Here is a 25,045-nt window from a genome sequence, read left to right on the forward strand (position 1 = left end):
ATGAAACTTCGGAGGAAATGATTCGCGCCTACGTGGAGAATAAAAAATATCCACGTGGGAAATCGAAAATCTCCACGTGGATATTCTGTTTTTATGGTCTCAGTTGATCAAAATACGCCGACCTCGAACCTTTTACCTCAAAATAGGAATTAAGCAAAAGTCCCCGTAGTAAAAACTACGAGGACTCACAGATGTTTGTTTGGCAAGATAACTAGCGTGGAAGCTGCTCCGTGGCTAAGGCGGTCGCTACGTCGTGGTAGTGTAGCAAAGCTTCGAGCGTCGGGGTAGCGTCATAGGCGACAGCAGTCATAATGGGCTCGATAAGCTGCGCTATCTCGGTGAAGCCGATCCGCTCATCGAGGAAAGCGCGCACAGCGACCTCGTTGGCAGCATTGAGCAAGCAGGGGATATTTCCTCCCTGTCGGAACGCTTCGAAAGCGAGACCCAAGCAGGGGAAGTGAGCAGCGTCTGGCTCCTCAAAGTGTAGCGTCGTTCCGACAAACGGCTGACGAGCTATGGGCAGCGGCTCTCGCACGCCACCATGGAGCGCTAGGCTGATCGGGAGACGCATATCGGGGACGGCTAGCTGCGCTTTGACCGAACCATCGGCAAACTGCACCATCGAGTGCACGACACTCTCGGGGTGTATCAAGATAGAGATCTGATCTGCCGTGACGGCAAAGAGGTGACACGCCTCCATCATCTCAAAGCCTTTGTTCATCATCGTCGCCGAGTCGATCGTCACCTTAGCGCCCATTGACCAGCGTGGATGATGGAGGGCGTCAGCTACGGTGACCTGACTTAGCTTGTCGAGAGGCATCTGCCAGAAGGGACCTCCACTAGCCGTGAGCCAGATACGCTCCAGAGGGGTCCCCTCGCCCATCAAGCATTGGTAGATGGCAGAGTGCTCTGAGTCCACAGGGAGGATGCGCACACCATGCTCCCGAGCAGAGCGCATAATGAGCTGACCAGCTACCACGAGAGTCTCCTTATTGGCTAGAGCGATCTCATGACCGCTCTCAATAGCTAGGAGAGTGGGACGCAGACCGGCAAAGCCAACAAGAGCGGAGAGCATGACGTCGTAGTCGCTATGCTGCGCCAGTTCGCAGAGCCCCTCGGCGCCAACGAGCACGGTGCAGGTTAGTCCTTTGAGGAGTGCGGCCTGCTCTGTGGCGGCATTTTCGTCAGCTACGACCACGATGGCCGGATGGTATTTCTCCGCCTGCTCTACGAGGAGGGGTACGTTGCGATGAGTGGTGAGGGCATAGACGGAGAGCAGCTCGGGATGAAAGGAGATGACCTCCAGTGCTTGGGTGCCGATACTGCCTGTCGAGCCAAAGAGTGCGATGCGTCGCATAGTGTGTAGTCTGCTTGAGAAAAGGAGTGGGCTTACAAGTCTAGTAGCCCTTGGGGTATATGTAGCTGAATGGTTTTGCTCTCAGGATCTATCGCCTCGACGAGCTCCTCGTGGATAGGGATCAAGCGCTGGGAGCCGTCGGAGCTCTCGATGGTGAGGAGGATGTTTTCCGTTTGGTCATTGACCTCTAGGATCGTGCCGACAAGCTCTTCCTCGGGAGTGACCACTCGGAAGCCGATGAAGTGATCCCAGCTATAAGCGACCTCGCTCTCTGCTAGTAGCTCCGTGGGAACGAAGAGGCGCCACCCAGTCATCTGCTCGGCGATGGATCGGTCAGCGACATGCGCCAGGGTGAGCAGGTAGCTGTCACCCTTGCTGCGATAGCTCAGGAGCTGGTACGGCACGGGTAGCGCATCGATCTCGGCAAAGAGGTAAAAGGTTTCGCAGCTAGGATCACTGCATAGTGTCTCTAGCTCGATGGTTAGGTAAGCGACTAGCTCACCACGCACGCCGTGTGGCTTGCCTAAGTGGCCAATGGGCGTGAGCTCCGGCACAGTAAAGGCGGTGGTACTACTCATCGCGTCTCTCAATGTGAGCACCTAGAGCGTTGAGCCGCTCGTGTAAATGCTGGTAGCCACGATCTATCTGCTCGGCGTTGTTGACCACACTGGTGCCATCGGCACTCAGTGCTGCTATCAAGAGAGCGATACCAGCGCGTATATCTGGTGAAGCCATCACGGCAGGACGCAGGCGGGTCTGGTGGTCCTTGCCCACGACGACTGCTCGGTGTGGGTCGCAGAGGATGATCTGTGCGCCCATATCGATGAGCTTGTCCACAAAGAAGAGACGGCTCTCAAACATTTTCTGATGAATGAGGACGGTTCCCTTGGCTTGTGTTGCCACAACAAGGAAGACGCTCAGCAGGTCTGGCGTTAGTCCCGGCCACGGCGCATCGGCAATGGTGAGAATAGAGCCATCCATAAAGGTCTCTATCTCGTAGCTCTCTCTGGCGGGTATGATGAGGTCATCGCCTCGCTCTATGATCTCGATGCCGAGCTTGCGAAACATCTGCGGGATGAGTCCTAGGTCGGGCAGACCAACGTCCTTGAGCGTTAGCTCGCTCTGCGTCATGGCCGCGATGCCGATGAAGCTACCTACCTCGATCATATCGGGTAGGATGCGGTGCTTCGTGCCGTGTAGTCGCTCGACACCATCGATGGTGAGCAGATTAGAGCCGATACCAGAGATGCGGGCTCCCATAGAGACGAGCATACGGCAGAGTTGCTGTATGTACGGTTCGCAAGCAGCATTATATATGGTCGTCTTGCCCTCTGCAAGGACTGCCGACATGATCACGTTAGCAGTGCCTGTCACGGAGGCTTCCTCGAGGTGCATATAAGCTCCTCGTAGCTGTGGCACCTCTATGCGAAAGGCTCTACGCTCCTGATCATACTCGCACTCCGCCCCTAGGGTGGCTATGCCGATCAAGTGCGTGTCTAGTCGACGACGTCCTATCTGATCACCGCCGGGCTTGGGAAAGACCGCATGCCTACAACGCCCGACGAGAGGACCGACGAGTAGGACGGAGCCTCGCAAGATTTTGCTCTCATGGAGGAACTGCGGGGAGTCGACGAAGTCTAGATCTATCTCCTGAGCCCTAAAGCGATAGCTGTCGTGGCTGAGTCGTGTCACCTCGACACCGAGGAGCTGTACGAGCTTGATGAGGTTGTTGACATCGAGGATGTCAGGTACATTCTCTAGGATGACCTCTTCGCTGGTTAGTAAGGTGGCGGCGATGACTTGGAGCGCTTCGTTTTTAGCTCCTTGTATGGTTACCTCGCCATGGAGTCTGTGACCTCCCTCGATGATGTAAGATGCCATAAGCTAGTGTCGCAAGGGTAAGAAGTGAGATGTATCTGTATCAGCTAACGTCTAGAACGGTTGGGGCGACCGCCTCGGCGACCACCTCCTCTAGAGTTGTTGCTACGTGCTGGACGCTTGTACTGTCGTCTTGATCGGTTGCCACCCCGCATCTGAGGCGTGTGTCGTGTGGTAGCATCTAGCTGGTGCTCCTCTTCGTTCAGCACGAGCTTACCGCCAGAGAGTTCGTAGAGATCCTTAAAGATGGTGTAGTCATCGACGGCACGCTTATTCCACAGGATATAAGCTTGCTTCATACGGTTGGCGATGGAGAGTGCCAAAGCCTCGCGCTCGTCACCCTCAGGCATCTCGCACGCTTTCTTGATCAGCTCCTGAATGATGTGCCCATAGTGGCGATAGATGATGTCGTCCTCGGGATAGGACAAAGGCTCAGGCGCACCACGGAGTGCCTCCTCGTGAATGGGTTCTACGGGATAGTCAATGTCTAGCGCAAAGTGCGACATGACGGCGAGGTGATCCCAGAGGACTTTGTGATCCTCCGACTTCTTAGCCTGCTCGGGCTGTATGATAGCCATCGCCTTGACAATAGCGTGAGCGCACCGAGTCCGCTCGTCGCGGTCCTCAATGGTCAAGCAGTGGTCTACCATGTGCTGGATATGATGTCCATACTCAGGGAGAGGGATGACCTCGTGGTAGCTTTTCTTGTGGGTTGTTTGTATCGTATCTGTCATTGTTGTAATCTGTCGTAAGTTCATTTGTTGAGCCGCTGGCGCATCACTTTCGTCTCGCTCTCGAAGCCTGGCTTAGCTAGGAGGGCAAACATATTGCGCTTGTAGTCCTCCACGCCTGGCTGGTCAAAGGGGTTGATCCCCATCATATAGCCACTGACGGCGACCGCATACTCCATCGTATAGATGAAGGCGCCAATCGTCCTAGCATCGATCTGCGGCAACTGCAACTGTAAGACTGGCACGCCGCCATCTTCGTGCGCTAAGAGCGTGCCTAGATGCGCCTGTTCATTGACATAGTGCATGGTCTCGCCTGCTAGGTAGTTAAGACCATCTAAGTTTTGCTCATCTGTCGGGATGGTTATGGTGTCTCGCGGCGTGTCGACCACGATCATCGTCTCGAGGATGTTGTGGGGGCCTTGCTGTATCCACTGCCCCATCGAGTGCAGATCGGTCGTGTAGGTCAGAGAGAGCGGGAGTAGTCCCTTGCCCTCCTTGCCTTCGCTCTCGCCAAAGAGCTGCATCCACCACTGCCCGATGGCACTCAGCCGAGGCTCGAAGGCGACCAGCACCTCGCTCACAGCACGCTCTCGATAGGCGGCTTGTCTTGTCACGGCATATTGCACCGCCGGGGTCTCTAGCGGATGCTCCGTGCTACTATACAGGAGAGCCGTGTCGCTGGCGCCTTGGAGCAATGCCTCAATATCAAAGCCTGCCAAAGCAATCGGCAGGAGTCCCACAGGAGTCAATACGGAGAAGCGACCGCCTACGTTGTCCGGTATGACGAAAGTGTCGTACCCCTGCTCGTCTGCTAGGCGACGCAGAGCTCCTCGCTTCTTGTCGGTAATGGCAACGATACGCCGCTTAGCCACCTCCTGACCATCACGAGCCACTAAGTATTGGCTCAGCATGCGGAAGGCAATAGCTGGCTCGGTCGTCGTACCACTCTTAGAGATATTGACAATGCCAAAAGGCTTGTCCACGACCAGATCCATCAGATCGTGCAGATAGTCACTGCTGATATTGTTCCCAGCGAAGAGTACCTGCGGACGCCCCAGATCAGGCTTACGATGTGTGGAGAAGTGGTCTCCGAGTGCCTCCATGACAGCCTTACCTCCTAGGTAACTGCCCCCGATGCCTATACATATTATATATAGGCACTCATGGCGAAGCTTATCGGCTACCGTCTGTACTTCCTTGCAAAGGTCACGCTCGAGCATCTCCTCGGGGAGCGTGAGCCAGCCTAGGAAGTCGTTACCAACTCCTGAGCCTGTGTGTAACGTCTGAATCGCTGCGAGCGCATCTTGCTCCGCCTGACGGATGGTCTCTGCCGATAGATGAGCCTGCGCATGTGTTGTGTCGATCTTAATGAGCGATGCGGCTGTCTTCATAGTGTATCGTATGTTAGGTTAGATAGGGTTCGTCCGTTAGCAGGGGCTTGAGCAAGAGTTTAGCGGAACTTGAGAGAGAGCCGCTCAATGGTCTCCTTAGCCGACTGCTTGTTATAAAGTATCTCGTAGACAGCGTCCATGATCGGCATATTGACTCGGTAGCGTGTTGTGTTGAGTTCGCGCACGCACTTAGCACCATAGTAGCCCTCCGCCACCATCTCCATTTCCACCTGCGCCGCCTTGACACTGTACCCCTTACCGATCATCGTGCCGAAGGTACGATTGCGACTATAGTTGGAGTAAGCGGTCACGAGCAGGTCGCCTAGATAGACCGAGTTAGTAATGACACGGTTATTGAGCAGGTGCACCGTATTGACAAAGCTATTCATCTCAGCAATAGCGTTACTGATGAGCACGCTCTGGAAGTTGTCTCCATAGTTGAGTCCGTTGCAGATACCCGCAGCAATGGCGTAGATGTTCTTTAGCACCGAAGCAAACTCAATGCCGACCACATCGTCTGAAGTGGTACAGGTGATGTAGTCACACGAGAGCGTGTCAGCCATCAGATGCGCCAGCTCACTGCTGTAAGCTCCTGTGGTCAAGTAGCTACGACGCTCCTGCGCCACCTCCTCAGCGTGACAAGGACCACTCACCACACCGATCTGCTCCTTTGGCAGGGAGAACTCTTTAATAAGGAACTCCGAGACCAAAAGGTTTTCGTCAGGCACAATGCCCTTGATCGCATTGATGACCAGCTTACCCCGCATGCTACTACGCTTCACCTTCTTGAGGTAGTGCTTGATGTAGGGCGAAGGGGTCACCAAGATGATGGTGTCACTATTGCGAAAGAAAGGATTGATCGAACCCTCGGTGTAGAAGGTTATCCTCTCTGGATCAAAGGCAGCACTCGAGAGGTAGTCGGGGTTGTGTCCCGTAGCCTTAAAGCGCTGCACCTGATCATCACGACGCACAAACCAATTTATCTCAGGCGTAGACTCTAGAGAGATCTTAGCCAGTGCAGTAGCCCAGCTACCACTACCTAGTATGCCTATGCGACCAATATCCATATTGACTGTACCGTATACACGCCATTCCCTCTAACGAGAGAGATGGGTGAACTTAAATTATTTCGTAGACTCCTCGCCCACCCACTTGGATATTTCCTCCAGTGCAGGGATCTGCAAGCCTAACTTATACTTCTTATTGATATCCATCATCTGCTGCATCACCTTGCCAGGAGCTTTGCCCGCAAGGTCTGCGACCGTGAGGTAGCCAGCCTTCTGCAAGAGTGGCACCCAAGTCTTGTCAATGCCAACGGCTTCGTAAGCCTCCTCCTTGTCACGCTTAGGCTGTATCTCAGGACGCATCTGTGGGAAGAGCAAGACCTCTTGAATACTCTCCTGACCCGTCAGGAGCATCACGAGGCGATCCATACCGATACCCATACCAGATGTGGGGGGCATACCGAACTCTAGAGCGCGCAGGAAGTCGTGATCGATATACATCGCCTCATCGTCTCCACGCTCGCTCAGGCGTAGCTGATCCTCAAAGCGATGACGCTGATCTATCGGGTCGTTGAGCTCCGAATAAGCATTGGCCAGCTCCTTACCATTGACAAATAGCTCGAAGCGCTCTGTCAGATCGCTCCTATCGCGGTGCTCCTTAGTGAGCGGAGACATCGCCTTAGGATAGTCTATAATAAAGGTCGGCTGCACCAAGTGTGGCTCAGCGACTGCACCAAAGAGTTCGTCTATCAGCTTGCCGACACCCATCGTGTCATCGATCTCCACGCCCTTAGACTGGCACATCTTGCGTAGCTCAGCCTCGTCCATGCCATCGATGTTGACCCCGCCATACTCTTGGATAGCGTCGATCATCGTGAGGCGACGATAGGGAGGCTTAAACTCTATCGTGTGCTCCCCTACCTGAATAGTCGTAGAGCCTAGCACCTCCTGACAGATATGCTCGATCATCTGCTCCGTCATCTGCATCATCCAGCGGTAATCCTTGTAGGCTACATAGATCTCCATACAGGTAAACTCAGGATTGTGCGTCCGGTCCATACCCTCATTGCGGAAGTTACGACTAAACTCGTAAACCCCCTCGAAGCCACCTACGATCAGTCTCTTGAGGTAAAGCTCATTGGCGATGCGTAAGTAGAGCGGTATGTCAAGCGCATTGTGATGAGTTACGAAGGGACGAGCCGCAGCACCACCAGGGATAGACTGCAGGACAGGCGTATCCACCTCTAGATAGCCACGCGCATTAAAGAAGTTGCGCATCGACTGGAAGATCTTCGTACGCTTGACGAAGATCCCCTTCACCTCATCATTGACTATCAGGTCCACATAGCGACGGCGGTAACGTAGCTCAGGATCGGTAAAGCCATCGAAAACCTGATCATCCTTAGCCTTGACGATAGGGAGCGGACGCAAAGCCTTGCTCAGCAAGGTCAGTTCCTCAGCATGCACCGAGATCTCGCCCGTCTGGGTACGGAAGACAAAGCCCTTGACACCGACGATGTCGCCAATGTCGAGAAGCTTCTTAAAGAGCTTGTTGTATAGATCCTTATCCTCTCCTGGGCAGAGGTCATCACGAGTCACATAGACCTGTATACGTCCCGAGGTATCTTGTAGCTCCATAAAGGAAGCCTTACCCATGATACGTCGGCTCATGACACGACCAGCGATGCTCACCTCCTGGCGAGGTGCCTCATCTTGATATTGGTCTTGTATCTCCTGAGCATGCGCCGTCACGACATACTCGGCTGCTGGATAAGGGTTGATGCCCATCTGACGTATCTCGTCTAGGCTGTTGCGACGTGCTATCTCCTGGTCACTAAGTTCTAGTAAGTGTAAGTCCATAACTATAGTTAAGTATAAAAACGCTTCCACCCGCTGAGCATACAGCAATAATTAGGTGGTAAATACCCATCCCGTCCTCCTCAGATCAGCTGGGGAGGAGCGATAGGCTCAAGCTAGCTGAGGCGTATCTGCAATACACCCTCTGCAAAAGTACTCATTTTAGACCTCACTACCAAAAGCCATCCTTCCCTAGATTCCGCGAGTCTCATTACAAGTCAGCTCAACGAACCAATGTGCGTCCTCACATATCTACCAAACCATTGTCGCTCATCATAATACGGGGCGAATCGTTTATCCCCATTCAAGCACAGACGAGGAAGCCTGGCGCCTTCCTTTTTTGGGGGGGGAAATGCTCAAACGTTCAAGGATTCTACTGCTTATTACCTCAACGAAGATCTTAGACTGTTTGGGCAACAACTCTCTAAGGACGAGACCAATTCATTCTTAAAAAGGGAGCTACACTCCGATGCCGAGAGACTGGAGTATGAGGTAGGTCATATAAGCTACGTAGACGACGAGCAGTGCAATGCCCTCCTTGCGGCTGATCATAGCTCGTCCGAGGACGTTGCTAAAGATAAAGAGGAGGAAGACAGCGACCAGCATCATCAGATAGTCCAGCAACTGTATACCTGCTGGTACCAGGGGCGTGATCGTGGCAGAGGCGCCGAGGATGAAGAGGATGTTGAAGATGCTGCTCCCCACGACGTTGCCGATGGCCAAGTCTGGCTGACGCTTGACGGCTGCCACGACAGATGTGGCTAGCTCTGGCAGTGAGGTGCCGATGGCTACGATGGTGAGTCCGATGATTGCTTCGCTTACACCCCACGAGCGTGCTATACTAGAGGCATTGTCTACGAATAGACGTCCACCGAAGACCAGTAGCGCGAGTCCCCCGATGACCTTAGCGATAGAGAGTAGCAGTGTCCTAGTTGCATGCTTTGCCTTAGACTTATCTAGATCCTCTTCTAGCGATGAGAGATCAGTCTCGGGTGCTTTTTCCTTAGCCGCAGACATGAAGGCTAGATAAAGGTAGAAGATGAGGAAGCAGAGGAGCACGATACCATCGCCACGATCGATGATATTGCCCGAGAATCCTCCCGTGAGGAGATGGTCGCTCGCCATAACGAGACAGATGGCTGTGACCAGCATAGCTATCGGTATATCACGCTTCATAGCATCGTGTGTCACACGGATCGGGTAGATCATAGCACTGACGCCTAGTATGAGGAGGATATTGGAGATGTTACTTCCCACCACATTGGCGATGGCGATGTCTGGCTTGTTGGCTAGAGCCGAGGTGATGCTCACGACCAACTCAGGAGCTGAGGTACCAAAACCTACGATCGTAAGACCGATCACTAGTTGAGACACGCCTAGTCGCTCAGCGATCGTCACAGAGCCATTGGTAAGGAAGTTGGCCCCAGCTGTGATCATGACCAAGCCTAAGATGAGCAGTAAGAAGTAGAGTAGTATTGACATAATGCCTAAGATATAAAGGTGTAACGCACGTTTACCAGCCCCCAGTGGCACCACCGCCACCGCCCGAACCACCGCCAAAGCCTCCGCCGCCGAAACCTCCGCCGAAGCCACCTCCGAAGCCACCTCGTCCGAGAGAGCTACCGATGATACCGCCTAATATAGCTCCACCTAGTGCAGAGTCATTTTCTTTATAGACAGTCTCGTCCTCGTGGTGGTCTTGATCGCAGTAGAGACAGTGATACTTCTGACGATGGATGTAGGCTATGCGCCGATCAGTAGAGCGCAGACGGAGTGTCCCGATGCGCTGCATGGCATAGGTTCCGCAGTGCGGACAACGCTTGTAGGGGGAGTTACCGGCTACCTCGCCATAACGCTCTACAGCACCACAGTTATCACACTGCTTGACTAGGTAGTGCACACTACCGAGTCGCTCCTCCAGTTGCTGTGCTGGCGTCAGGAGCGATAGCTTAGCCGTATCAGAGAGACGCTGCAACTGATCTTGATGGCATGTATGACAGCGGAGAGCCTCCTGAGAGAGCCGATGGCGCAAGATCGCATAAAGAGCGAGGAGTACGACAATGGCTCCCGCTATCAAGAGGAAGCTTCCACCGATCATTAAGATCAAAGCTATGAATAGGAAGCCTAGGATCTGCCTGTTGAGTCGCTTGATCCGCTGCTCTGGAGCTGTCTGCTCGTCTTTGTAAGAGACCAGCATGACGACACAGAGGATCAGCGCCAAGAGGACCACCAATCCATTGAACACGCCATCCGCCACTTGATCCTCCTCGGCACGATCTGTGCGAGTCGCCCCCTCGTAGTTTGCCGTGATCGTCTCTTGTATCGCCTGCACGCCAGAGAGGATGCCTGTACTATAGTCTCCACGCTTGAAGTGTGGTGCCATACGATGAGCTATGATCTGACTACAGAGGGCATCCGGTAGCACGCCCTCTAGTCCGTAGCCCGTCTCTATGCGTATCTGACGACTATCTAGCGAGATGAGCATGACAAAGCCACTATTGTCTATCTTAGAGCCCACGCCCCAGCCACGGAGTATCTCCCGTGCGAGATCCTCGATAGAGCCACTCTGACCGATGGAGGGAAGGGTGATGACGACTCCCTCCACGCCATGCGTCTGGCGCATGCTTAGGATCGTCTCGTTGATTCGTTGTTGCGCTTCGGGCTCGATGATGTGCGCTACGTCGGAGACAAACTGCGTGCTGTCCTGTAGCTGTACGTTGGGAATATCCTCCCACGAGACAGCCTTCTGAGCAGGTAGTACCCAAAATGATAGCAGTAGTCCGAGTAAGAGTAAAGTGCGCTTCATGGGGGAGTCTAGAGGTTAGAAATTAGAGGTTAGAGATTAGAGGTTAGAGAGAGATGAGGGCTAGGATCACTAGTGCCACTAGTGCCACTAGAGGCTCTAGTGAAGTCCTATCCCTCTACCTCTAATAACAACTAAAACTTTACTTGAGGGGCTTGCTCCGCACCAGCCTCAGCCTGGAAGTAAGGACGCTGGCGGAAGCCAAAGATACCGGCGCAGATATTCGTCGGGAAGTGACGTATCTTCGTATTGTACTGCTGTGCCTGGTTGTTAAAGTCCATACGGGCCGTCGTGATACGGTTTTCCGTACCCTCTAGTTGAGCCTGTAGCTGACGGAAGTTTTCGTCTGCCTTGAGCTCGGGGTAACGCTCCACGACAACCATCAGTTTGCTAAGCGCACTAGTTAGGTCTCCCTGAGCTTGCTGGAATTGATTGAGTTGCTCTTGAGTCATTCCCTCGCCAGATGGGACGATGGGCTGTGAAGCCTTAGCGCGGGCGTTGATCACTCCCTCGAGGGTCTCGCGCTCATGAGAGGCGTAGCCCTTGACCGTCTCCACAAGATTGGGGATTAGGTCGGCACGGCGCTGGTATTGGTTCTCCACTTGGCTCCACGAGGTATTGACCTGCTCATCTAGTACCACGATCGAGTTATACTGTCCCACGCCCCAGAAGACAAGGAGCAGTACGACCGCCACGATGATAATTGTCGTTGTCAGACCACGACGAGACTTGGGGGCTGTAGCTTGATTTGTCATAGTAGTATTAAATATTTGTTTGTTAGTAAGCTTGTTGATTAGAGTAGCTCGATGCGATCCTCGGTGACCTTGCGTCCACAGTAGTGACAGCATAGTACCTCATGCTCAGCGTCAATGAGGTGAAAGTGCGTGTGCATAGGCTCATTATTCGTAATGCATTTAGCGTTAGGACACTTAACAAAGCCAATGATCTCCTCTGGGAGGTGTAGCGTCCGCTTGTCCACCACCTCGTAGTCCTTAATGATATTGATATGTACATCAGGAGCGATGAGTGCTATGCGGCTCGCCTCCTCATCGGATAGCATCCGTCCGGAGATCTTGATGATCCCCTTCTTGCCTAGATAGTGGCTATCTAAGTTGTTGCCGATGGTGATAGGCTCCTCCATATCCTCGAGCTGTAGGAGATGGGCTATCTTAAAGAGCTTCTTGGGGGGTATATGATCTATCACGGTACCATTGCAGATGGCAGTGACCAGCATGCCCTCTTGCTGCTTGCTTAGTGCGTCTTGAGTCTTAGCTTTCATAGTGTACAGTTATTTATCAACATCTATACCGAGTACCTCGCAGAGTATCGACTGACGTATGTAGAGTCCATTCTGAGCTTGGCGGAAGTACTCCGCCTTAGGACTGCTATCTACATCGGTCGCGATCTCATTGACACGGGGCAGCGGGTGGAGGATGCGTAGATTGTCCTTGGTGCCTTGTAGCATCTCCTTATTGAGTATGTAGACATCCTTGACACGCTCATACTCCTCCATATCAGTAAAGCGCTCTCGCTGCACCCTAGTCATATAGAGTATATCAGCATCGGCAATTACCTCAGGGGTAAAGAGAGAAGTCTCCTCATAGCGTAGATGGTGCTCATCGCAATACTGTCTGTACTCCTCGGGAAGTCGCAGCTCAGGCGGTGCGACAAAGGTAAAACGTGGTGAGAAGAAGCGCATCCCCTCTATGAGCGAGTGGATCGTACGTCCGAAGCGCAGGTCACCCACCATCACGATGTGTAGATCCTTGAGAGTACCCTGTGTAGAGCGGATTGTGTAGAGATCGAGGAGCGTCTGCGAGGGGTGCTGATTGGCACCATCACCGGCGTTAACGATCGGCACGGGTGAGACCTCCGTAGCATAGAGAGCGGCACCCTCCAGGTAGTGCCGCATGATGATCACGTCGGCATAGTTAGAGACGATGAGTAGAGTGTCTTTCAGCGACTCACCCTTCGTCGAGCTACTAGACTTAGGATCGGAGAATCCGATGACTCGTCCGCCCAACCTATTGACCGCCGTCTCAAAGCTCAGTCGGGTACGCGTCGACGGTTCGAAAAACAAGGTGGCACCCACCATCCCATCCATTAGATGGCGATTAGGATTGGCCTCAAAGAGTGCAGCACGATCCAAGATACGTAGTATATCTTGCTCATCGCACTGCTCGATAGATACGATATGCTTCATCATAAGGCACAGACTATATTCATTTCACCCGTAAAGGTACAAAAAAGGGACAGACTACAGAGGAGACAGGTCAAGAGTGATGTGATTTTAATCGATCATCGCAGGAGACTCTCCTATGCATTTGTCGGAGGAAACGATATCCACGTGGATATTTGGAAATTTCCACGTGGATATTTGGGAATCTCCACGTGAAGAAAAACTATTCTCCACGTGGATGTCAAATGAAACTTCGGAGGAATCAAATGAAACTTCGGAGGAATCGTTTCGTCCCCACGTGGAGAATAAAAAATAGCCACCTGAATATTTTGTTTTTCCTCGGTGACTATTTTATTGCGGGGGGGGAGAATATTTGGAGTTAAATCAGCGTAAACATCGAGGCCTCCTAAGTAAACCGAAAGTTTCATGAGGGGAAGAACTATATCCGTCTCCATAAAGATCGACGAATTGTGGCGATGCTAGGAGCAGAAGCTTTATACGGGAGGGGGATAAGCTCATCCAGAGAGTTATCCGTATCGCTTATTTTGCTAACTTTGTCGCCAGAGCAGTAAGAGGGTGAGAGGCCTCACTACCTAAGGTTTCGGACGCTCTTCTATTGCTTGCACTTGTAGTACAGACACTACACTTACCCCACAGCACCCCTACCTTATTGTGTGGAGGGTTGTAACGCAAACCATAAGCTTAAATCATGGCAGTAGAAATCAGACAAATAGATGGACGCAAGGAGCTGAAGAAGTTTGTTGAGTTCAACCTCGAGCTATACAAAAACAATCCTTACCACGTCCCTGGCATTATCAAGGATGAGATAGACCTACTAGATAAGGACAAGAACCCCTCCTTCGATGTGTGTGAGGCTGCTTACTTCCTTGCCTACAAAGATGGTAAGATCGTAGGGCGCATCGCTGGGATCATCAACCATAAGGCCAACGAGACCTGGAATCAAAACTACGCTCGCTTTGGTTTCGTTGACTTTATCAATGATGACGAGGTGGTCGACAAGCTCTTTGAGACTGTCGAGCAGTGGGGACGCAACAAGGGTATGGACTATATGCACGGGCCGATGTCCTTCACCGATATGGATCAGGAGGCGATGCTTGTAGAGGGCTTTGACCAGATGGGTACGACCGTAGGACTCTACAACTACGCTTACTACCCTAAGCAGCTTGAGCGACTAGGATATGTCAAGAGTACCGACTGGAAGGAGTACCTGATCAAGATCCCCAAGGAGATCCCTGAGAAGCATCAGCGTATCGCCAATCTAGTCAAGGAGAAGTATGGTCTCAAGGTGGTTAAGTACAAGAGCCGCAAGGAGATTATGTCTCACGCTGACGAGATCTTCACTACGCTCAATAAGGCGTACGCACCGCTTTACGGCTTTAGCGAGTTGTCGCCCGCACAGATGGAGTACTATGCCAATGCCTACCTACCTCTGCTACGACTAGACTTCTTTACCGCTATCGTTAGAGAGCGTGATGAGCAGATGATCGCTTTCGCTATCACGATGCCCAACCTAAGTAAGGCGATGCGCGCTGCCAAGGGAAGACTCTACCCCTTTGGCTTTATACCGCTACTGAATGCGCTCAAGACTCCGCCCAAGGTGGTAGACCTTTACCTCATAGGTGTCCTACCAGAGTATCAAAACAAGGGGATCAATGCACTCATCTTCGCCGACCTGATACCGATTTATAACAAGCTAGGGGTCGAGGTCGCTGAGAGCAATCCTGAGCTAGAGACTAATACAGCGGTGCAGCTGCAGTGGAGCTACTTCGAGCGTAAGCACCACAAGACGCGCCGTGTCTTCATCAAAGAACTCTAACTTACGCCAGCTCTAACATAAGCCTACGACTAGCATACACCATATACCCCTCTACTAACTGACATCAATGCCTATACAAGAACCTCTTAACCAGCCCGAACTCCTAGACCAAGCGACCGTAGCTGGATATACCGAAGATGACTTTCGGACGCTCTCCTGGAGCGAGCATATTCGCAAGCGTCCTGGTATGTATATCGGTAAGATCGGTGATGGTACACAGGCTGATGACGGTATCTACATCCTCATCAAAGAGGTGATAGACAATTCCATCGATGAGTTTGTCATGGGTGTGGGTAGTGAGATACGTATCACGATCGACAGCGAGACGAACGAGGTGCAGATACGAGACTACGGTCGTGGCATTCCGCTCGGCAAGCTCGTCGATGCGACCTCTAAGATGAATACGGGCGCCAAGATCGACTCGCAAGCCTTCAAAAAGTCGGTCGGTCTCAACGGTGTCGGTCTCAAAGCGGTCAATGCGCTCTCCTCGACCTTTACTGTCCAGAGCTGGCGTGAGGGCGAGACCTCCTCAGTCACCTACGAGCGGGCTGAGATGGTCGCTCATACGCCTGCAGCGCCGTGCGAGGACAAGGGGGTACACGGCACTTTGGTCTCCTTCACACCAGACGCTGAGGTCTTTCGTAACTCGCACTACGACCTCCGCCATGTGGAGGCGCTCGTACGCAACTACTGCTACCTCAACACGGGGCTAACGCTCTACCTCAACGATAAGAAATATGTCAGCCGTCACGGGCTACAAGACTTCCTCTCAGACACCATCACGGGCGATCCGCTCTACCCGATCATACGTCTCACAGGGCCTGATATAGAGGTCGCTATCACACACATTGAGCAGTACGGAGAGGAGTTTTACAGCTTCGTCAATGGTCAGTACACCACACAGGGAGGTACCCACTTGACAGCCTTTCGCGAGCAGGTAGCTCGTGTCATCAAGGAGTTTTCGGGCAAGGGCTTTGAGTATGGAGACATTCGCTCTGGCATGGCGGCGGCGATCAGCATCCGCATCATCGAGCCAGAGTTCGAGAGTCAGACGAAGATCAAGCTAGGCTCCAAGGAGATGGTACCCCAAGATCCTATGTTTGAGCACGAACCACTGCGGGGCGTGACGGTACAGAAGTTCGTCGGTGACTTCCTCAAGGAGAAGCTCGACAACTACCTCCACATGCACCCCGACATCTCCGAGGTGATGCTCCAGACGATCCAGGCCAACGAGCGTGAGCGCAAGGCGATGAGCGGCGTCACCAAGCTAGCGCGTGAACGTGCTAAGAAAGCTAGCCTTCACAACAAGAAGCTGCGTGACTGCACCGAGCACTACAACGATCCGAAGGCTAAGAACCCTGAGCTGACCAGTATCTTTATCACAGAGGGTAACTCGGCCAGTGGATCGATCACACAGAGTAGAGACGCGCGCTACCAAGCGGTCTTTAGCTTGCGAGGCAAACCGCTCAACAGCTATGGGCTGAGCAAGAAGGTGGTCTATGAGAACGAAGAGTTTAACCTCCTCCAGGCTGCGCTCAATATCGAAGACGGTCTCGAGGGCTTGCGCTACAACCGGGTGATCATCGCTACCGATGCCGATGATGACGGTATGCACATACGGCTCCTGACGCTGACCTTCTTTTTGCAGTTCTTTCCCGAGCTGGTACGGCGTGGACATGTCTACATATTGGAGACACCACTCTACCGTGTCTCGCTACCAGCCAAGCGCAAGAAGAGTATCACAGCACGTGTTGCCTCAGCGGGTAAGAAGAAGGGCGGCAAGAAGGCGACCAGTGAGCCAGCGTCTGAGACGGAGACCTCTGCCTACTGCTATAGTGATCAGGAGCTCAATGCGGCTGTAGAGCGGATGGGAGCTTCAGCTCAGATCACCCGCTTTAAGGGTCTGGGTGAGATCAGTGCCAATGAGTTTAAGGAGCTGATCACGGAGGAAAACATCAAGCTCCGTCAGGTGTCGCTCCGCAAGGAGGACAATCTCAAGCGAATGCTACACTTCTACATGGGCAAGAACACGCCCGACCGTCAAGACTTTATCATAGACAACCTAATCATCGACGAGGAGATTGTCTAAGGCTCCTCACCTAGCTTAGCAGACAGATATGAAGCGTATCGGATTCTTTGCGGGTTCCTTTGACCCCTTTACACTAGGGCATGCGGACATAGTGGCACGTGCTCTCAAGATTTTTGATGAGGTGGTCATAGGTATCGGCACGCACCCGACGAAAAAGCCATTCTTCACCTCCGAGCAGCGCGCTCTACAGATAGAGACCGTCTATGCGCAGGAGCCTCGTGTCCGTGTCGTGAGCTATAGCGGCATGACCATCGAGGCGGCGAAGCAGTGTGGCGCACAGTTTCTCATACGTGGCGTACGCTCCACGAGCGACTTCGAGTACGAGCAGAGTATCTCTCAGATTAATGATCATCTGCAAGGACCTATGACGGTGCTACTCTTTGGGGCGCAAGGTCTGCTCCACATCTCTAGCTCTATGGTACGGGAGCTGCTGAGCTGGAATCTAGATGTATCGGACTACGTACCCAGTGGCATGCCTTTGACTTTTGACTAATTAGCTATCTCCTATCCTCTTACTATGCGACAATCAGCTGACATCAATCATATCTACGACCTACTCCTCCAGAGTGACGGTATCTGCACCGACACGAGACATCTGCGTCCTGACTCGCTCTTCGTATCGCTACGAGGAGCCCACTTCGATGGCAATCGCTTTGCGGTGGATGCACTCAAGCAAGGGTGCAAGTATGCACTCGTTGACGACCTTAGCTATATAGATGAAGTCGACGAGTCTGACGCCGACCTTCGTGAGCGACTTATCTATTACAGAGATGGGGGCTTTGAGGCGCTTCACGAGCTGGCGCTCCTACATAGGGCAAAGTCTGAGGCAACCTTCATAGCAATCACAGGGACCAATGGCAAGACGACTACTAAGGAGCTGGTGGCTGCTGTTTTGTCCGCAAAGTATCGGGTTCATGCCACCCAGGGCAACTACAATAACGAGATAGGCGTTCCCCTCACCCTACTGCAGGTTCGCCCTGAGCATCAGTTTGTCATCGTCGAGCTAGGAGCTTCGCACATCGGAGACATAGCTTCGCTCTGCAAGCTCGCCCAGCCTCAGTACGGCATCATTACGAATGTGGGGCGTGCTCATCTATCAGGCTTTGGCACGCCCGAGGGGGTGATCAAGGCTAAGAGCGAGCTTTACGCTTATCTGCGAGAGCATAGCGGACAAGCCTTCTGCAATGGAGAGGATAAGACGCTCATCAGCAATCTCAATGGACTACCCACGGTCTACTACAACGGCACCACGTCGCCACGCGTCACTGGCGCCGTACTCCCAACCGATGAGTCTGGACTACTAAAGATAGAGTGGTGTGACCAAGAGACTGGCGAGAGCTACCAGCTAGCGACAAAGCTAGTCGGCGACTACAACCTCAACAACATCCTGGCAGCCATCACCGTGGGGCTACACTTCGGTCTAGATCCTAAGACGATCAATGAGGCTGTGACCAACTACCAGCCACGCAATGAGCGATCCCAAGTCCTGCCCCCGACAGCGCAGGGTAACCGTGTCATCCTCGACTGCTACAACGCTAACCCCTCTAGCATGGAGGTAGCACTCAGTAGCTACTTCACGATGGACTGTCAGGGGCTCAATCGCATGCTTATCCTTGGTGACATGAACGAGCTAGGCGATGCAGCAGAGAGCGAGCATATCACCGTCATCAGACAGATACAGAGCTATCTCCTGCGCTATCCTAAGATGGTCACTTACTTCTGCGGGCCCAACTTCTTTGCTCTGCAGGCTCGCTACGGGAGCGAACACTTTATCTTCTTTCCCTCGGCGACTGCTCTCAAGCAATACTTCACCAGACACCAACCGCAGCACAGCTTTATCCTGATCAAAGGTTCTAACTCGCACCATCTCTCGTCCATTGCGGAGCTATGCTAAAGAATCGCCAGCAACAGCAGCTAGAGCAGCGACAGACCCTCACAGCGCGACAGATACAGCAGATACAACTGCTGGAGCTACCTGTCACCGAGCTGGAGCAGCGCATCAGCGCTGAGATCGAGCGCAATCCTGCTCTCGAGGAGGCGTATACTGCTCATGACGATTCAAATGAAAGTAACGCAACCAACGACCAGATCGACTCCTCTTTGAGCCAGTCCGACCAAGATCGGCTCGAGGCGCGCAACGAGTTCGGCAATGACGACGAGATCCCAGCTTATCGGCTGAGGATGATCGCCGAGAGAGAGCAGCAGCGTGAGGAGATCCCCTTTGCTGCACACGGACTATCTCTCGCAGACTACCTAGACAATCAGCTCTCCACCCTAGAGCTCACCGAGCGGCAGCAGTTACTCGTACCTTATATAGTAGGCAACCTTCGAGAGGATGGCTACCTAGACCGCTCACTACCACTCATTGCTCAGGATCTACTCCTCAAAGAGTGCGTCGACGCCTCCGAGCAGGAGCTCACCGAGCTACTCCAGATCATTCAGAGCTTAGACCCCGCAGGCGTAGGTGCTAGGTCGCTACAAGAGTGTCTACTGCTACAACTGCACCGTATGGAGCAGAGCGAGACCGTCGTCAATGCGGAGAAGATCGTCTCTCACTACTTCGATGACTTTGCTTACAAACGGTTCGAGCGACTCACTAAGCGAGGCTTTGACCAGAAGCAACTCGAAGAGGTGTCGGCACTCATTCACCAACTTTCCCCCAAGCCTGGCAACGGCTTTGACTCCTCTGCTGAGACGCTCCTCTCGAAGGTGACACCCGACTTCATCATCACAGAGCATGAGGGCGAGCTCACCCTGACCCTCACAGACCAGCGCGAGATACCCGCCCTCACCGTGTCGCCAAGCTACAAGCAGATGATCGCCGACTACCGTGATGCGTCAACTAGTGAACGAGCCAAGCTCAAGGAGACGATACAGTACACTCGTGATCGCGTCAAGGACGCTGAGTGGTTCATCTCCGCCCTGCAGCAGCGCTACGACACCCTCCGCACCACCATGACCATCATCATGACGCTACAGCGAGACTTCTTCCTCTCGGGCGACATCGTAGACCTGCGTCCCATGATCCTTAAGGACGTTGCCGATTTAGCCCGACTAGATATCAGCACCATATCACGTGTGAGCAATAGCAAGTACGTGCAGTGCCAGTGGGGCATCTACCCCATCAAGTTCTTCTTTAGCGAAAGCATGCAAGCGAAAGATGGCAGCGACGTCTCTACCAAAGTGATCAAAGACTGCCTCAAGCAGATCATCGAAAGGGAAGACCCTCTTCACCCGCTCACGGACGATCAACTCACAGAAGCACTCTCACAGCAAGGCTACGACATAGCGCGTCGCACCACCGCTAAGTACCGACAGCAGCTCGGACTCCCCACAGCTCGCCTGCGTCGCAAGCTGACTAAGTAATCGCTTATGCAAACGAAGCGTAGCTTGCTGATCCTGCTCTGGAGCTTTCTGTGCCTGCTCCCCACCCTCCTCGCCGGACAAGTCTCTAGCAGCACCTCCATATCGGGCATCCTCTACGACCAGCAGACAGGAGAGCCAGTCCCCTACGCCTCCATCTCTACTGAGACACGCCAGAGCGTCTCAGGCACAGCGAGCGACGACAAAGGAGCCTTTACCATCAAGGTACGACACGAGGAAATAGCGCAAGATACCATCGTGCTACAGATTAGCTGTATAGGCTATGAGGGACGGACCTTGCGTTTGGACAAATACCAAAATCACAGCTTAGGTCGCATCCCGCTCATCCGTAAAGCGACAGACATGGAGACAGTAGTCGTCAAGCCCAAAAAAGAACGCTACCGACGCAAAGGGAACCCCGCTGTGACCATCATGCGCCAAGTGATGCAGCATAAGGAGCACAACCACTTATCCTCCCTGCCCGACTACTCCTACCAGCTCTACCAGAAGACCCTCCTCGCTCAGGGCGATATCACACGAGGCAAGGGCTACTGGGGCATCCCCAAGTGGCGCATGAAGAGCTTCGTCGATAGCTCAGCACTCGCTAGGACACCTATCCTCCCCTTCTCCCTACGTGAGCGACACACCGTCTACGCACAGCAGGCCAGACGCACTGAGAACCCGCTACTCCTCGGCACACGACACAAAGGGGTCGAGCAGATTGTCGACGAGGGGCTGCTATCGAGCAATATAGACGCACTACTCGCTCCCGTAGACATCTACGACAACGACCTGCCATTACTCTCCAAAGAGATCATCGGACCCCTGCACTCGCAGCTCGGCATCACCTTCTACAAGTACTACCTCCTAGACACTATTCCAGATGCTTCGGGCAATGCTTGCTATCAGATACAGTTCGTACCGATAGAGATGCGTGACGCAGGCTTTTCGGGTACACTACTGGTAGACACCGTGGACTACAGCATCCACGGTGTAGAGATGCGCCTGCCCACCATCGCCAATGTCAACTGGGTAGATCGCCTAGAGATCACCATCGACTACGCCCCGCAGAGCATCACACGCCCAGACGGACGACGTGACACTCTATGGCTCCCCGAGCGGCAGCGGCTCGACGCACTCTTTCGCGTATCCAAGCGACTAGACATCTCAGTCTTAGCACGTGTCACCTCCATCTATAGTCACTACCAGACAGGCGCTACAGCGCTACGACCTGAGACACTTGATCCCCGTCTCCTCCTCTCTGCAGACACGCTCCAGCAGCTCATGACACGCGTCATCGACGACTACGGGCTGGTCGTTCGTCCCGAGCCGATCGACTCTACCGAGCTGCGCGCCACACAGCTCGTCGACTATGTCCTTCACGACCCTGGGTACAAACTCTTTTCGCTAGGAGCTAGGATGGCTTCCGTAGGCTTTATCCCGATACCCGCCGAACCACTACACCGTGAGCGTGTCTATGTAGATCTAGGTCCTCTGGAGACCCTCATCAGTGCCAACATGATCGAGGGCGTACGGCTTCGCCTTGGGGGCATGACCACTGCCAGACTGCACAATCAGCTCTTTGCCGAGGGGTATGTCACCTATGGCTTTAAGGACAAAAAGTGGAAGTACTACGCCCGCCTCACCTACGCTGTTAAGCCCAAAGAGCTGCACCCCCATAGCTACCCCCGAAACAATTTTGCGCTCTCTGTACGCAACGACCTCTTCTTCCCAGGTGAGGAGAGCTACGGACTATACAAAGATGGCATCGCCTCAATCTTTGGCACCTACGGCATCACGCGACGCTACTACGGACTAGACATAGAGGCTTCGCACGAGATAGACTGGTCACCCAGCCTATACTCCAACATATGGGTCGACTACCAGCGCCAACGCCCCACAGGCACACTCCACTACTACACGATCGATGCCGAGGGCAAGCAGTACGAAGTCGATGAACTACGACAGACCGAGATCGGAGCCTCGCTCAGCTGGACACCTGGTCGCACCCCTTACTCTGGACGAAAGCCAGGTAGCATCGTCTCGGCAGACATCTACAAGCCTTCCTTCACAATCTCTGGATCGATCTACCCACGAGGTCTATGGGGCAACGATCAGACCCACGGCGCACTCCATCTCGCCTACAGCCAGAGACTATACCTCAGCATCCTAGGTGCACTAGACATAACCCTTCAGAGTGGTATCGCTCTAGGCAACACCCCACAGTCACAGCTCTTCACGCCCTATGGCAATCGTGCCTGGCTACTCGTCCCCGACGCATTTCAGACCATACAACCATTAGAGTTCACCGCTGACAAATACCTCGACTTCAAGCTCCTCTATCGTATGGAGGGTCTGCTCTTTAACCGCATTCCACTCGTCAAGCGACTCGGACTGCGGGAGCTCGTCGGCATCCATGGTTACTGGGGCGACACATCACCACGACACATCACCCCACGCCCAGGACAAATCCTCTTGCCTACCTACGCCGAGCCTATGCGCAACGACCTACACCTAGAGCTCTCGGCAGGTCTGAGCAACATCTTCAAGGTGCTCTCCGTCCAATACTTTTACCGCATCACAGGCAAGGGGCTTCCCGCTCGTCAGCGCCACTCCATCCGCCTAGGTATCTCCGTCTCCTTCTGACATAATTGAGAGTAGTCTTCTTTTGTCTCGTGAGATTCTCTTTTTTCTTCCGTATATTTGTAGGAAGTTATACGTCATCTAGCAGAGACGTACAGTACTCATCATACAATCCTTTCAGTATTCTCACTATTTACTCAGCACCAGTTTATGCTCCTACCCACTGAGACCTTTTTAATTATTGGTTCCATCGTCATCTTCGTCGGTATCCTACTAGGTAAGGTTGGAGCTCGCTTTGGAGTGCCAGCCCTACTTCTCTTTTTGCTGACGGGTATGCTCTTTGGCGTAGATGGTATCGGAATACATTTTAGCAACATGCGGGGCGTGCAGTCCATCGGTATTGTAGCGCTCTCGATCATCCTCTTTTCGGGTGGTATGGGGACCAAGCTCTCGCAGATACGTCCCGTCATAGGCGAAGGTATTGCCCTAAGTACCATCGGAGTGTTGCTCACGACCCTCTTCACAGGACTACTCATCTTCTGCGTGACGCATTACCTCTTTGCCTCGCTCACCTTCTCGCTACCTATCGCTATCCTACTGGCGGCCACGATGTCTAGTACCGACTCCGCCTCAGTCTTTGCGATCCTACGCTCGCAGCGTGTGCATCTTAAGGAAAACCTCAAGCCACTCCTAGAGTTGGAGAGTGGTAGTAACGATCCGATGGCCTATATGATTACCGTCGCACTCATTGGCTTCGTCATGGGAGGCGATACCTCCCTATGGGGCGTGGCGGGGAGCCTCGTACTGCAGTTTCTCTTTGGCATCATCGGTGGATTTTTCTTTGGCTGGCTATGCGTCAAGATGCTCAATAATCTGAACATTCAGAACGAGGTGCTCTACCCCATCGCGCTGCTTTGCCTCGTTATGATCACCTACGTGAGCACGTGGTATATAGGTGGTAATGGTTATCTAGCAGTCTATATCGCAGGCATCTATCTAGGGAATAGTAAGATCACGGCACGAAGGTCTGTGTACGGCTTCTTCGATGGTATCACCTGGCTAGTACAGATCGTACTCTTCATCATGCTAGGGCTACTGGTCAATCCGAGCGATATGCTCCCCGTATTGCTTCCGACGCTCATCATTGCTGTACTGATGATGTTTGTCGCTCGTCCGCTCGCTTGCTTTGTGACGCTACTCCCCTTTCGTCAGCTATCCTTCAAGGCTCGCCTCTTCACCTCTTGGGTTGGTCTACGTGGAGCGGCACCCATCCTCTTTGCCACCTATCCCGTACTAGCCGAGGTGCCCCAGTCCAATCATATCTTTACCATAGTTTTCGTCATTACACTGGTATCACTCATCTGTCAGGGTATGACGATCACCCCAGTGGCTCGTGCTCTGCATCTAGCTGAGCCAGCACCCCCTGAGGGCTACTTCATGGGAGTCGAGATCCCTGAGGAGACCAATACAAGCATGGAGGAGCGTATTGTCGTAGAGGAGATGCTCTCTGAAGGACATTTGCTTAAGGACTTAGCACTCAATCCCGACGAACTGGTTATCCTCGTACGTCGCCACGATCGCTACATAGTGCCTAAGGGTGGACTACACCTGAACCCTAACGACATCCTCCTCATCGTCTCCGAGCGAAATGACTCTGAGCAGAAGTACCTAGAGATCCCGAACGCAGACCTCTTCACACGCTTGAGGAAAACCCTTGGACAGGTCACTAGCCATAAGAGTAAAAAGAGGTCCGATAGTTAGATGACCATATCTATCCTCAGCTAATAGACCTAAACAAATCCACAAATCAAGTAGCCCAATGAGACGAGTATCGATGTGCAGGGACACACGGTAGTATCCAGGTTACTCGTGAGATTTGCGAAATCTAGGCCCACTTACGAAGCTCTCGTGAGGGGGCTCTTTGGTTTGTGTCAGCCGAGAGCCGTGACTCAGACCTCAATTTCGCCAATCTT

Annotated in this window: 20 protein-coding genes; 7 read left to right on the forward strand and 13 right to left on the reverse strand. The window is 53.1% G+C overall.

All coding sequences use genetic code 11. The features are described 5' to 3' along the window. Positions 1 to 211 precede the first annotated feature (211 nt). From dxr to PORAS_RS09025, 13 genes are all read right to left on the reverse strand, one after another. A complete protein-coding gene (dxr, locus tag PORAS_RS07405) occupies positions 212 to 1,357 on the reverse strand; it encodes a 1-deoxy-D-xylulose-5-phosphate reductoisomerase (protein WP_013760775.1) in 1,146 nt (381 codons plus the stop codon). A gap of 32 nt (positions 1,358 to 1,389) precedes the next feature. Beyond that, complete coding sequence (gene rimM / locus PORAS_RS07410) at positions 1,390 to 1,935, reverse strand: ribosome maturation factor RimM (protein ID WP_013760776.1); 546 nt, start codon at positions 1,933 to 1,935, stop codon at positions 1,390 to 1,392. Then, positions 1,928 to 3,238: a UDP-N-acetylglucosamine 1-carboxyvinyltransferase gene (gene murA, locus PORAS_RS07415; RefSeq protein WP_004331208.1), complete on the reverse strand. Its 1,311-nt coding sequence runs from the start codon at positions 3,236 to 3,238 to the stop codon at positions 1,928 to 1,930. Before murA ends, rimM begins: the two co-directional genes overlap by 8 nt. A 44-nt stretch (positions 3,239 to 3,282) precedes the next feature. After that, the gene (locus PORAS_RS07420) at positions 3,283 to 3,969 is read right to left on the reverse strand and encodes a DUF4290 domain-containing protein (protein ID WP_013760777.1); all 687 of its coding nucleotides are present in this window, start codon (positions 3,967 to 3,969) and stop codon (positions 3,283 to 3,285) included. Positions 3,970 to 3,989: 20 nt separating this feature from the next. Next, the gene (locus tag PORAS_RS07425; RefSeq protein ID WP_013760778.1) at positions 3,990 to 5,357 is read right to left on the reverse strand and encodes a glucose-6-phosphate isomerase; all 1,368 of its coding nucleotides are present in this window, start codon (positions 5,355 to 5,357) and stop codon (positions 3,990 to 3,992) included. A 59-nt stretch (positions 5,358 to 5,416) separates the two neighbouring features. Next, entirely contained in the window at positions 5,417 to 6,424 is a 1,008-nt protein-coding gene (locus PORAS_RS07430) for an NAD(P)H-dependent glycerol-3-phosphate dehydrogenase (protein ID WP_004331237.1), read from the reverse strand. A gap of 57 nt (positions 6,425 to 6,481) precedes the next feature. Further along, positions 6,482 to 8,221: a lysine--tRNA ligase gene (lysS, locus tag PORAS_RS07435; protein ID WP_013760779.1), complete on the reverse strand. Its 1,740-nt coding sequence runs from the start codon at positions 8,219 to 8,221 to the stop codon at positions 6,482 to 6,484. 456 nt (positions 8,222 to 8,677) lie between these two features. Beyond that, entirely contained in the window at positions 8,678 to 9,700 is a 1,023-nt protein-coding gene (locus tag PORAS_RS07440) for a calcium/sodium antiporter (RefSeq protein ID WP_013760780.1), read from the reverse strand. Positions 9,701 to 9,731: 31 nt separating this feature from the next. Further along, on the reverse strand, positions 9,732 to 11,024 hold the full coding sequence (locus PORAS_RS07445; protein WP_004331227.1) for a TPM domain-containing protein: 1,293 nt from the start codon (positions 11,022 to 11,024) through the stop codon (positions 9,732 to 9,734). 131 nt (positions 11,025 to 11,155) lie between these two features. Then, positions 11,156 to 11,776 (reverse strand): LemA family protein, encoded by a 621-nt coding sequence (locus PORAS_RS07450; protein WP_004330337.1) that lies wholly within the window; start codon positions 11,774 to 11,776, stop codon positions 11,156 to 11,158. A 38-nt stretch (positions 11,777 to 11,814) separates the two neighbouring features. Continuing rightward, positions 11,815 to 12,300 (reverse strand): aspartate carbamoyltransferase regulatory subunit, encoded by a 486-nt coding sequence (gene pyrI, locus PORAS_RS07455; RefSeq protein ID WP_004330342.1) that lies wholly within the window; start codon positions 12,298 to 12,300, stop codon positions 11,815 to 11,817. A gap of 9 nt (positions 12,301 to 12,309) precedes the next feature. Next, positions 12,310 to 13,224 carry an aspartate carbamoyltransferase gene (gene pyrB, locus PORAS_RS07460; protein ID WP_174258537.1) on the reverse strand — a complete coding sequence of 305 codons (915 nt, stop codon included), beginning with the start codon at positions 13,222 to 13,224 and terminating at the stop codon, positions 12,310 to 12,312. 113 nt (positions 13,225 to 13,337) lie between these two features. Further along, complete coding sequence (locus tag PORAS_RS09025) at positions 13,338 to 13,655, reverse strand: hypothetical protein (RefSeq protein WP_013760781.1); 318 nt, start codon at positions 13,653 to 13,655, stop codon at positions 13,338 to 13,340. Positions 13,656 to 13,909: 254 nt separating this feature from the next. On the opposite strand from PORAS_RS09025, the gene PORAS_RS07470 reads away from it, so the two are divergent. The 7 genes from PORAS_RS07470 to PORAS_RS07500 all read left to right on the forward strand — a co-directional run bounded on the left by PORAS_RS07470 (position 13,910) and on the right by PORAS_RS07500 (position 24,833). Then, the gene (locus PORAS_RS07470; protein ID WP_004330338.1) at positions 13,910 to 15,037 is read left to right on the forward strand and encodes a protein-tyrosine phosphatase family protein; all 1,128 of its coding nucleotides are present in this window, start codon (positions 13,910 to 13,912) and stop codon (positions 15,035 to 15,037) included. Between the two features lie 67 nt (positions 15,038 to 15,104). Then, complete coding sequence (locus PORAS_RS07475) at positions 15,105 to 17,126, forward strand: toprim domain-containing protein (protein ID WP_013760782.1); 2,022 nt, start codon at positions 15,105 to 15,107, stop codon at positions 17,124 to 17,126. Positions 17,127 to 17,154: 28 nt separating this feature from the next. Next, positions 17,155 to 17,619, forward strand: a complete 465-nt coding sequence (gene coaD / locus PORAS_RS07480; RefSeq protein ID WP_004330359.1) for a pantetheine-phosphate adenylyltransferase — start codon at positions 17,155 to 17,157, stop codon at positions 17,617 to 17,619. 24 nt (positions 17,620 to 17,643) lie between these two features. Continuing rightward, a complete protein-coding gene (locus tag PORAS_RS07485; RefSeq protein WP_013760783.1) occupies positions 17,644 to 19,020 on the forward strand; it encodes a UDP-N-acetylmuramoyl-tripeptide--D-alanyl-D-alanine ligase in 1,377 nt (458 codons plus the stop codon). Beyond that, positions 19,014 to 20,492 (forward strand): RNA polymerase factor sigma-54, encoded by a 1,479-nt coding sequence (rpoN, locus tag PORAS_RS07490; protein ID WP_013760784.1) that lies wholly within the window; start codon positions 19,014 to 19,016, stop codon positions 20,490 to 20,492. The genes PORAS_RS07485 and rpoN overlap by 7 nt, the downstream gene beginning before the upstream one ends. A 6-nt stretch (positions 20,493 to 20,498) precedes the next feature. Then, the gene (locus tag PORAS_RS07495) at positions 20,499 to 23,135 is read left to right on the forward strand and encodes a DUF5686 family protein (RefSeq protein WP_013760785.1); all 2,637 of its coding nucleotides are present in this window, start codon (positions 20,499 to 20,501) and stop codon (positions 23,133 to 23,135) included. Positions 23,136 to 23,282: 147 nt separating this feature from the next. Then, positions 23,283 to 24,833 carry a potassium/proton antiporter gene (locus tag PORAS_RS07500; RefSeq protein ID WP_013760786.1) on the forward strand — a complete coding sequence of 517 codons (1,551 nt, stop codon included), beginning with the start codon at positions 23,283 to 23,285 and terminating at the stop codon, positions 24,831 to 24,833. The last annotated feature ends 212 nt before the right edge of the window (positions 24,834 to 25,045 follow it).

The sequence above is a fragment of the Porphyromonas asaccharolytica DSM 20707 genome (assembly GCF_000212375.1).
Taxonomy (GTDB): Bacteria; Bacteroidota; Bacteroidia; order Bacteroidales; family Porphyromonadaceae; genus Porphyromonas; species Porphyromonas asaccharolytica.

Excerpts from the sequence above, each read along its gene's own strand:
- dxr (WP_013760775.1), bottom strand. The coding sequence starts at position 1,357 with ATGCGACGCATCGCACTCTTTGGCTCGACAGGCAGTATCGGCACCCAA.
- rimM (WP_013760776.1), bottom strand. The coding sequence starts at position 1,935 with ATGAGTAGTACCACCGCCTTTACTGTGCCGGAGCTCACGCCCATTGGC.
- murA (WP_004331208.1), bottom strand. The coding sequence starts at position 3,238 with ATGGCATCTTACATCATCGAGGGAGGTCACAGACTCCATGGCGAGGTA.
- PORAS_RS07420 (WP_013760777.1), bottom strand. The coding sequence starts at position 3,969 with ATGACAGATACGATACAAACAACCCACAAGAAAAGCTACCACGAGGTC.
- PORAS_RS07425 (WP_013760778.1), bottom strand. The coding sequence starts at position 5,357 with ATGAAGACAGCCGCATCGCTCATTAAGATCGACACAACACATGCGCAG.
- PORAS_RS07430 (WP_004331237.1), bottom strand. The coding sequence starts at position 6,424 with ATGGATATTGGTCGCATAGGCATACTAGGTAGTGGTAGCTGGGCTACT.
- lysS (WP_013760779.1), bottom strand. The coding sequence starts at position 8,221 with ATGGACTTACACTTACTAGAACTTAGTGACCAGGAGATAGCACGTCGC.
- PORAS_RS07440 (WP_013760780.1), bottom strand. The coding sequence starts at position 9,700 with ATGTCAATACTACTCTACTTCTTACTGCTCATCTTAGGCTTGGTCATG.
- PORAS_RS07445 (WP_004331227.1), bottom strand. The coding sequence starts at position 11,024 with ATGAAGCGCACTTTACTCTTACTCGGACTACTGCTATCATTTTGGGTA.
- PORAS_RS07450 (WP_004330337.1), bottom strand. The coding sequence starts at position 11,776 with ATGACAAATCAAGCTACAGCCCCCAAGTCTCGTCGTGGTCTGACAACG.
- pyrI (WP_004330342.1), bottom strand. The coding sequence starts at position 12,300 with ATGAAAGCTAAGACTCAAGACGCACTAAGCAAGCAGCAAGAGGGCATG.
- pyrB (WP_174258537.1), bottom strand. The coding sequence starts at position 13,224 with ATGAAGCATATCGTATCTATCGAGCAGTGCGATGAGCAAGATATACTA.
- PORAS_RS09025 (WP_013760781.1), bottom strand. The coding sequence starts at position 13,655 with ATGGAGACGGATATAGTTCTTCCCCTCATGAAACTTTCGGTTTACTTA.
- PORAS_RS07470 (WP_004330338.1), top strand. The coding sequence starts at position 13,910 with ATGGCAGTAGAAATCAGACAAATAGATGGACGCAAGGAGCTGAAGAAG.
- PORAS_RS07475 (WP_013760782.1), top strand. The coding sequence starts at position 15,105 with ATGCCTATACAAGAACCTCTTAACCAGCCCGAACTCCTAGACCAAGCG.
- coaD (WP_004330359.1), top strand. The coding sequence starts at position 17,155 with ATGAAGCGTATCGGATTCTTTGCGGGTTCCTTTGACCCCTTTACACTA.
- PORAS_RS07485 (WP_013760783.1), top strand. The coding sequence starts at position 17,644 with ATGCGACAATCAGCTGACATCAATCATATCTACGACCTACTCCTCCAG.
- rpoN (WP_013760784.1), top strand. The coding sequence starts at position 19,014 with ATGCTAAAGAATCGCCAGCAACAGCAGCTAGAGCAGCGACAGACCCTC.
- PORAS_RS07495 (WP_013760785.1), top strand. The coding sequence starts at position 20,499 with ATGCAAACGAAGCGTAGCTTGCTGATCCTGCTCTGGAGCTTTCTGTGC.
- PORAS_RS07500 (WP_013760786.1), top strand. The coding sequence starts at position 23,283 with ATGCTCCTACCCACTGAGACCTTTTTAATTATTGGTTCCATCGTCATC.